This is a genomic window from Eudoraea sp. (assembly GCF_049665975.1).
Classification (GTDB): Bacteria; Bacteroidota; Bacteroidia; order Flavobacteriales; family Flavobacteriaceae; genus Eudoraea.
In genome coordinates, this window is record NZ_JBATGR010000044.1 from 1 (window position 1) to 9,646 (window position 9,646).

The 9,646-nt window shown below is 38.7% G+C and carries 9 protein-coding genes; all 9 read left to right on the forward strand.

The annotated features are described in order from the left end of the window. The coding region (locus WBN20_RS01785) for a 2Fe-2S iron-sulfur cluster-binding protein (RefSeq protein ID WP_424280496.1) at positions 1 to 124 on the forward strand (124 nt) is incomplete at its 5' end. 34 nt (positions 125 to 158) lie between these two features. Next, on the forward strand, positions 159 to 2,327 hold the full coding sequence (locus WBN20_RS01790) for a molybdopterin cofactor-binding domain-containing protein (protein ID WP_424280491.1): 2,169 nt from the start codon (positions 159 to 161) through the stop codon (positions 2,325 to 2,327). Between the two features lie 160 nt (positions 2,328 to 2,487). Continuing rightward, complete coding sequence (locus tag WBN20_RS01795) at positions 2,488 to 2,865, forward strand: hypothetical protein (protein WP_424280492.1); 378 nt, start codon at positions 2,488 to 2,490, stop codon at positions 2,863 to 2,865. 5 nt (positions 2,866 to 2,870) lie between these two features. Then, positions 2,871 to 4,406, forward strand: coding sequence for an FAD-dependent oxidoreductase (locus WBN20_RS01800; RefSeq protein WP_424280493.1), 1,536 nt, complete (start codon positions 2,871 to 2,873; stop codon positions 4,404 to 4,406). A gap of 52 nt (positions 4,407 to 4,458) precedes the next feature. Next, positions 4,459 to 6,006, forward strand: coding sequence for an SLC13 family permease (locus WBN20_RS01805; RefSeq protein WP_424273510.1), 1,548 nt, complete (start codon positions 4,459 to 4,461; stop codon positions 6,004 to 6,006). 30 nt (positions 6,007 to 6,036) lie between these two features. Continuing rightward, the gene (locus WBN20_RS01810) at positions 6,037 to 6,894 is read left to right on the forward strand and encodes an alpha/beta hydrolase (RefSeq protein ID WP_424273509.1); all 858 of its coding nucleotides are present in this window, start codon (positions 6,037 to 6,039) and stop codon (positions 6,892 to 6,894) included. An 11-nt stretch (positions 6,895 to 6,905) separates the two neighbouring features. Next, complete coding sequence (locus WBN20_RS01815) at positions 6,906 to 7,502, forward strand: hypothetical protein (protein ID WP_424274104.1); 597 nt, start codon at positions 6,906 to 6,908, stop codon at positions 7,500 to 7,502. A 234-nt stretch (positions 7,503 to 7,736) separates the two neighbouring features. Then, positions 7,737 to 8,342 (forward strand): DinB family protein, encoded by a 606-nt coding sequence (locus WBN20_RS01820; protein WP_424280494.1) that lies wholly within the window; start codon positions 7,737 to 7,739, stop codon positions 8,340 to 8,342. A gap of 96 nt (positions 8,343 to 8,438) precedes the next feature. Further along, a partial coding sequence (locus tag WBN20_RS01825; protein ID WP_424280495.1) for a solute:sodium symporter family transporter occupies positions 8,439 to 9,646 on the forward strand: 1,208 nt, incomplete at its 3' end.

Sequence of the window (9,646 nt, forward strand, 5' to 3'; positions counted from 1 at the left end):
TCCCAATCCAACAAAGGAAGAGATAAAAGCTTATATGAATGGAAATTTATGTCGTTGTGGCACATATTTGCGTATTGTAAAAGCTATAGAAATAGCAGCAGAAAAAACATCAGTAAAAACTTAAATCTCTCTCTAAGTATAAATCTTTTGTGGAACTAATGAATAAGGCAGTAAGCAGGCGAGAATTTCTAAAAACCTCAGGAGGGGTTGCATTATTTATTGGCGTTTCCGGCCTTTTGCCTCAGTTGATTTCTTGTAAAAACAATAGAGAGGTAGAAAAACTTTTAAAAAAACATCAGTTAACAGCTTGGGTGAAATTAGCCGAAGACGGTCAGATTACGATTTATAATCCTGCGGCTGAAATGGGCCAGGGATCCATGACTTCATTGCCTGCAATCTTTGCAGAAGAAATGGATGCAGATTGGTCTATGATCTCCGTAGAATTTTCGCCTCAGGAATCCCAAATATACGGATCGGATAAATGGAGTCCCAACAATAAAGTAATGTTAACCGCAGGAAGCATGATAACTTATGGTTACTATTCCATAATGAGACAAGCAGGAGCTCAGGCCCGTTATATTTTAATGCATAGTGCCGCCGAGTACTGGAAAGTGCCTATGGGGGAGCTTAGCACTTCCAAAGGTGAAGTAATCAACAGGCGGGATAACAAAAGGATTGGGTATGGTAATTTGATTCCCTTTTTGAATATGCCTGATATCCTACCCGAATTTTCAGAATCAGAGTTCAAAGACCCTAAAAACTATCGATTTATTGGCCTAGACCGGCCACGAATAGATATTCCCGAAAAAGTAAAGGGAACCGCCCAGTTTGCCATTGATATTCAATTACCTGAAATGCTCTATGGCGTATTGGAACGTGGTAATGTTCATGGTGCAAAGCCAACCCTAAATAATGAATCTGAAATACTGGCCTTAGAGGGGGTTTTAAAAATAGTCCCATTTGATTATGCCATTGGAATAATTGCAGAAACTTTAGAAGAGGCTCTGGCTGCCAAAAAATTGCTAAATATTTCATGGAGTGAGGCTCCTGCTAGTGGTTTCAATTCTCAGGATTGTTATAAAAAATATGAAAAAATAGCCTCAGCGAAATCAGCAGCTAAAGTAATTACAAATGAAGGAGATATTAATAGTGCCATTAAATCAGCGGCAAAAACCTTTAGTGCTGATTTTAAAAATGATTATGTCTACCACGCCCAAATGGAACCTCTTAATGCCGTAGTACAGGTTGCGACAGATGGAAACTCAGCTGAGGTTTGGGTTGGAAGTCAGCAAGGTTTCGATTCTAAACTTGGAGTTCCGAAGTACCTCGGGATTCCGGCAGAAAATGTAAAAATTAATCTGCAGTATTTAGGAGGTGGCTTCGGCAGAAGGAGCATGACAGATTTTGTGTTGGAAGGAACCGGTTTAGCCAGGGAGGTTGCTCCCAGACCGGTAAAATTATTTTGGACACGCGAGGATGACGTTAGCTATGGTGCCTATAGACCTTTAACCCTACAACGATTACAGGCTTCTACAGACGTTCACGGGAAAATAACAGGTTTTTCACATTGTGTGGTTGGAGATGGTGGTAATTTGGTTGCAAGCGGTATCCGAATTGATTATTATGATATTCCTAACAAATATGCGGAATGGCGGGAAGTTTCTGAAGGCATTAGACTAAAACATTGGCGTTCAGTGGGCCATGGCCCTAACAAATTTGCGATAGAGTGCATGATCGATGAAATAGCTATATATTTCAAGAAAGATCCAGCAGAGTTTAGAAGGATTTTATTGAGTAATTCACCAAGGGGACTTGCTACATTGGAGAAAGCTATGGCTATGTCTGATTGGTATTCCAACATTGCTGATAACCATGCCAAAGGGATTGCTTTTTTAGAGCGAAGCGGTACATTAAGTACAGGAGTTTGTGAAATTTCTGTAAACAAAAAAACCGGCAAAATAAATGTTCATCGTTTTTGGAGTGCAAGTGATGCGGGAATAGTGATACAACCAAATAATGTTAAAGCACAAATGGAAGGCGGAATATTAATGGGCATTAGCAGTGTACTTAAAGAACAACTGACCATTGTTAAGGGACAGGTGCAACAGTCCAACTTCAATGATTATGAAATATTGCGAATGTCAGATATTCCTGATAGCGTAGAAACTGCAATAATTGAATCTCGTGAGCCACCCCGGGGAGTGGGTGAATCTGGCACACCTTTAGCTGCCTGCGCTATTGCCAACGCCTTTCTTAAATTAACCGGTAAACACCTCAGACATTTACCTTTTACTCCGGAAAGGGTGTTGAAAGCCTTAAATACCTGATACTTATTAGGCTTTAAGTCTATTTAATATAGCAGTTAACCCACCATTTTTATTACCTTTATTATTGAGTTTCAAAAAATATTTAAAGGAATTTTTAAATTCAATAAATAATAATCTTTCAAATCCATAATTAAAAATAATCCCTCCTGAAGTAGCCATAATGAAAAGAAGAAAGTTCCTGTTATTATCGCTTTTTGGTCTATTAATAAGCTTAGTTGGCATTTGGTATTATAAACTTAAATCTGCAACAGGCAGAGACCTGAGGCACCCTATAGATCTTGCCGAAATCTGCGATCAAAATACTTTAATTAATATTGGAAATACCTACCGGGGGTTAACCGATGAGAATAATAAAAAATATTTGAAAGAATTGCTGCTCAAAGATGCAGAAATTTACAGCTCCGAAATAAAAATAGGTTTGAAATCTAAAGTAACGGAAGACTTTACCACCGGCAATACGATTCTTATTGATGGCTGGTTACTTTCTATCACTGAAGCCAGGCAATGTGCCCTTTTATCAATCTCCGTAGCAAATTAGAATTTATGCATTTAGACGCTAGAGACCTTGATAACAACACCATAATTGAAGGAGATCTTTGTATTGTTGGTGCCGGTGCAGCGGGTATCAGTATGGCACTGGACTGGAATAAAAGTGGCAAAAAAGTAATCCTTCTGGAAGGTGGAGGTTTTGAATACGACAGTGAAATTCAGGATCTTTATTCCGGAAACTCAACAGGACAGAAGTATTATCCTTTGCGCTCATGCAGGCTACATTTATTTGGAGGCACAACAGGTCATTGGGGAGGTATGTGCGCTCCTTTTGATCCGATAGATTTTAAAATTAGAAGTTGGGTTCCGGATAGTGGCTGGCCTATAACACTGGACGATCTTGTACCATTTTACACTAAAGCCCAAAATTTATTTGAATTAGATGCCTATAATTACGAATTTCAATATTGGCAGGAAAAGCACCCGGAACTCACCCCTTTTCCACTGGACAAGAACATTATCTGGTCAAAGATGTGGCAATTTAGCCCCCCTACCCGATTTGGTAAAACTTATAAAGAAACCATTGTTAAATCTCCAAATATACACCTTTACACTTATGCCAATCTCACGAATATTATTGCAAATGAAGAAGTTCACGACATAAAGCAGCTCATAGTCAAGAATCATGAGGGAAGAACCCATAAGGTAAGAGCTAAAAATTATGTCTTAGCATGTGGTGCTATACAAAATGCAAGGATGCTACTGGCATCAAGAGGACAGACCAAAAAAGGTATAGGCAATGACAGGGATCTTGTTGGGCGTTATTTTATGGAACATCTGGAAGTTAAGTCCGCCCAATTATGGCTAAAAAAATCATTTTCAACTGATTTATACACTTTTGATTACAGCACACGTAAACCAAGGGCAGAATTAGCTCTTAACGAAGTTATTCAAGAGGAAGCCGGTATCCTAAACGGTTCCGCTTCCCTAACGCCTCTGGTAATAGCAAAACAGCAGACACCCCTTATAGATCTCTGGAGCAATAAAGATCCAAGGAAATCCTACGATAGATTAGTAGCAAATTTCAGAAAATCCAGAGAGAAAAAAGATACTCGGAAGGATGAGAATGGGAATAGGGCTTTTGAATTATACACGCGGATGGAACAGGCCCCTAACCCTAACTCCAGAATAGTATTATCTGCTGAAAAGGATGCATTGGGTGTGCCAAGACCCCAATTGCATTGGGAATTAACCGAGCTGGATAAATACAGTATCAGAAAAATGTACCACATACTTGGGGAACAGATGGGAAAGGCAAACGTTGGAAGAATAAAATTAGAGGAATTCCTCTGGGATGAAAACGACAACTCGATGCCAGATCAGTTAGGTGGAGGTTGGCATCATATGGGAACAACACGAATGAGTGCAGATCGTAATAAAGGAGTAGTAGATGCAAATTGTAAAGTTCATGGTATTTCTAACCTTTTTATTGCTGGTTCTGGTTGTTTTAGTACTGCTGGAGCTCCAAATCCCACCTTAACACTTGTTGCATTGTCGTTAAGATTATCAGATTATTTAAAAACAAGCTAAGAATTAACAATTGGCTTATCAATATCGTAAATTAGTATAAAAAGGTAAACCCATGCCTACAGGCAGAAAATTTATCACTGAAAACCCGGGTAAATCGGCCCGATATGCCTTGTCTATTCTGGCCCCTTTTATCTCGGCTTATTTGATATTCTTTGTAGAACTAGATCCGGATAATCCTGCTATTACTAATACACTGGCGGTAGCAATATTAATGGCCCTCTGGTGGATAACCGAGCTAATTCCACTCGCCATAACCTCTCTTTTGCCTATTGTGCTTTTTCCTGCACTTGGAATCATGAATGGCCGGGAAGTTTCAGCCACTTATTTTAATCATGTCATATTTTTATTTATTGGAGGTTTTTTGGTTGCCCTTGCCATCCAAAAATGGGGGCTACACAAGCGAATTGCATTAAAAATTCTTCGAATTATCGGCAGTAGTCCGGGTAGAATACTTCTGGGGTTTATGCTTGCTACTGCTTTCCTCTCCATGTGGATATCTAATACGGCTACAGCCATGCTAATGGTCCCAATACTTTTATCAATAATTACTAAGTTGGAGGAGATAAATGGTAAAACATTGGTAAAGCACTTTGCTGTAGGCCTTTTACTTTGCATTGCCTACAGCGCTTCTATAGGGGGAATTGCAACTCTTGTGGGTACACCACCGAATCTTTCATTCGCTCGTATCTTTTATATTTACTTTCCTAATGCCCCGGAGATTTCCTTTGCAACCTGGTTTTTTTATGCCTTTCCAATATCCCTGGTTTTGTTCTTTGTTTTATTCGGCTACTTATACCTAATTTTTGTCAAGAGAAAAAATAATTGGAAAAGTTTGAGTAAGAATGAAATTCTTCAGGATTATGTAAAACTGGGAAAGAAAAACTTTGAAGAAAAAGTATTGATAATTGCTTTTGCCTCCCTTGCAATGCTCTGGTTTTTCAGGGCGGATATAATGATAGGTGAATTCAAGATTCCCGGATGGTCAAACTTATTTAATTATCCACAGTTTTTTAATGACGGTACAGTGGCCATCTTTGTTGCCGTAGTCCTTTTTATGATTCCATCTAAAACGCAACCAGGGACTTTTCTTATGGATTGGAAAGCCGCAGAAGAGATTCCCTGGGAAATAATATTACTGTTTGGCGGCGGTTTTGCCCTGGCGAGCGGGTTTAAAGAATCTGGTTTATCTTTGTGGTTTGGACATCAGTTGGAATGGTTAGGAGGCATGCATCCTCTGATTCTAATTATTTGCATAAGTTTCCTTGTAACTTTTTTAACCGAAATTACTTCTAATACAGCAACTGTAGAAACCTTATTACCCATTCTTGCCGGCCTGGCAGTTAGCATAGAAACTAACCCCCTTCTCTTTATGCTTCCGGCCACAATTGCAGGTTCCCTCGCGTTTATGTTACCAGTAGCTACCCCTCCCAATGCCATAGTTTTTGGCAGTAAACGTATTACTGTCATTCAGATGGCTAAAACCGGCTTTTTCCTAAATATTATAGGGATTATCCTGGTATCTGTGATAACTTATTATTTCGGTACCTTTATTTTTGATATTGTAGAAGGCGTTTTCCCAGAATGGGCAAAGATCGACTGATAGGAATTTCTTAACTTAATAAACATCTAAATGAAAAATACTATCCTTTTTTTAGCTTTTCATCTCATAATTAGTTCATTGGCCTATAGTCAAAACGGTAAAGTTTTGGACGAACTTACTCTTAACAGTAAAATATTAAAGAGTGAGCGAAAATTTGCAATTTACTTACCTCCGGATTATGATTCCTCCCAACGAAGCTATCCGGTACTTTATTTACTGCACGGCGGAGGTGATGACCAAACCGGTTGGGTGCAATTTGGAGAAGTTTTACACATTACAGACAAGGCCATTCGCGAAGGTAAGGCTACCCCCATGATTATTGTAATGCCCGATGCAAATACTGGAAAGCGAGGCTATTTTAACCGAGGGGACTGGCGCTATGAAGATTTCTTTTTTGAAGAATTTATGCCCTATGTGGAAGCTACGTATCGAATTAAGGGAGAAAAACGATTTCGTGCAGTGGCAGGCCTTTCCATGGGGGGCGGTGGTTCTTTTATGTACGCTTTGCATCATCCGGAGTTATTCTCTTCTGCCTGCCCTTTAAGTGCTTCCGTTGGTGCGCTTACTATTGATAAATTAAAAGAACGATTTAAAGAAAGAGGAGAAACCTTTACCGAAGAAGAAATCAAAACGTATTTCAAACGTCATAATGCCATTTCTTTGATTGAGTCTATGCCGGTTGAAGACATTAAGTCGGTTAGGTGGTTTATTGACTGTGGAGATGATGATTTTTTATATGAAGGAAATAGTCTTGTTCATATAGCAATGAAGAAAAAAGATATTCCACATGAATACAGAGTACGTGATGGCAGGCATAGCTGGACCTATTGGAGAGCGTCACTACCAGTGGTATTAGAATTTGTATCTGAAGCATTTCATCAATATTAATCTGGAAGAATATGAAATTAAAAACTATCCTTATGGCCTTATTTTTTATTACCGTTATTAATGCACAGGAAAATCACCCTCAGGACCTGCCTTATTATCAGATTCCGGACTATCCCGATAGTTATACGGCAGGTACAGTGGTTGCCCGAATGATAGATGGTTTGGGATTTAGATATTATTGGGCCACTGAAGGATTGCGGACCGAAGACCTGGCTTATAAGCCTTCGGAAAGCAATAGAACTATTGATGAAACCTTAGATCATCTTTATAACTTATCACGGGTCGTGTACAACTCCGCAGTAAAGGAAATAAATGATAGAACCCAGCCCAGGGAAGAAGCACTTTCTTTCCTGGAAAAAAGAAAGCGCACTTTATTAAATTTTAAAAAGGCCAGTGAAATTTTTATTGGTGTAAGTGACCTAAACGAACATTTGGTGGTCTTTAAATCTAAATCAGGTACATTTGAAAACCCGTTCTGGAATCAGATAAACGGGCCTATTGAGGATGCTATTTGGCATAGCGGGCAGATAGTTGTTTTGCGAAGGGCATCGGGTAACCCAATAGATCCGAAAGTTAATGTTTTTAAGGGGGTACGCATTTCAGAGTAAATAGAAGAGGTCAAAGAACAATGGAGTATTTAAGATTTTATCTGATGCCCTGAAAAGATTAAATTATTTAAAAGATTATTTGTCAATACTTTATTGAATACCAGGACTGTTATCCTAAATTTATACGTATATCTATTATAGGATATTCCATAGTTTATAGAAATCTTTTAAAATATTTCGGAATTGTCAAGCACATGATTAATAATTTAATTAACAACCTTAAATAACAAACAAATGAAAAAAATTCTTCTTCCAATAATAGCGCTTTTCGTGCTTGGTTTTGGCCACACAAGTACTAAGCTTACGGATCAGGAAAGAGTAATAGGAGCTCTTGAATTGACTAAAACTCAAGTATATATGATGGAAACCCTTAATGGGCTAAGTGAGGAACAGTTAAATTTCAAAAGTAGTCCTGAATCATGGTCCATTGCCGAATGCGTTGAACATCTGGCTATTTCCGAAAATGCTTTGGACCAAATGCTTCAGGAATCCTTAAAAAAACCTGCAGATCCATCTAAGCGCAGTGACGTAAAAATGACTGATAAAGAGCTTATGGCTATGATTAGAAGCCGCGATACAAAAGTAAAAACCTCAGAACCTTTTGAGCCATCCGGGAAATTTGGATCCTATGAAGAAAGCCTGGAAGCTTTTAATTCAAAAAGAAGAGAACACATAATCTATATGGAGACTACAGAAGATGATCTGAGAAATCATTATGGGCAAATGCCTTTTGGCACTATTGATGCTTTTCAAATACTTATGTTTATGTCTGGCCATACTGAAAGGCATATAAAGCAAATGGAAGAAGTTAAAGCTACCGAAAACTTCCCAATGGAATAATTTTTTCTTAAATAAAAAAGGATAATTACTATGCCCTTTTCTATTTTATTAGGAGAGGGCATATCCCTTTAAATGGTATTGCTTATTTTTAAAGCTATGACATTTCTGACCTTCATAATTTTTACCGGCTTCGTTGCCCTGTACGCTACCTGGAAACTTCGTCGGGATAAATTAAATACCAAAGACGGTTATTTTCTTGGAGGAAGATCTCTTACAGGAGTGGTCATAGCCGGATCATTGCTTTTGACCAATATTTCAACTGAGCATCTTGTTGGAATGAATGGTTCAGCCTATAAAAATGGGGCCATCATAGTAGCCTGGGAGGTTACCTCTGCATTGGCGCTCGTAATTGCAGCTTTATATTTTGCACCTCGGTACCTGAAAATGGGACTGACAACGATTCCGGAATTTTTGGAAAAACGATTTGATGGCCTTACAAGAACTCTGGTAGCGCTATTGCTTATCATATCTTTTGTAGCTACTCTGTTACCTATAGTATTATATACCGGAGCATTAAATATCGAAGCCATATTTGAAATCTCAGAACTACTGAACGTAAGTCAGAAAGAAGGAATTTGGATAACTATACTAATCGTTGGAGGTATTGGCGCTCTTTATGCCATATTTGGCGGACTTAAAATGGTTGCATATACAGACACCATAAACGGGTTTGGCCTCCTTGTTGCGGGTTTACTTGTTCCTATACTGGCACTTTGGAGTATTGGAGATGGAAATTTGGCAGAAGGAATAAGCAAGGTCTTTGAGAAAAACCCGGGTAAATTTAATGTTATAAGCCAAGAAACAGGGGTTGGGCCCGGATCAAGGTCGGCTATATTGCCTTTTGAAGTAATCTTCACAGGTTTAATGATAAACCAGATCTATTTCTGGACCATGCACCAGTCAATTATCCAGAGGGTACTCGGGGCCGTAAATCTTAAAGAGGCTCAAAAAGGGTTATTGTTTACAGGGCTTTTGAAAATCCTGGTTCCTTTGGTAATTGTACTTCCAGGCCTTATTGGGTTTTATTATTTTGGGGAAGAATTTTATGATAATCCCGATAGTGTTTACCCCAATCTTGTTAAAATGGTATTACCAGCCTGGTTAACAGGATTCTTTGTTGCAGTTATGATGGGGGCTATACTCACTACTTTCAACAGTGCCTTAAATAGTGCAGCAACAGTTTTTAGCCTGGGCATTTTTAAACGATATATCCAAAAAAATGCCGGTGAAAAAAAGCTGGTGCGTATAGGCAAATGGACCTCAGCTATACTTGCGATCTTCGCCATTGGAATAGCTCCTTTTGT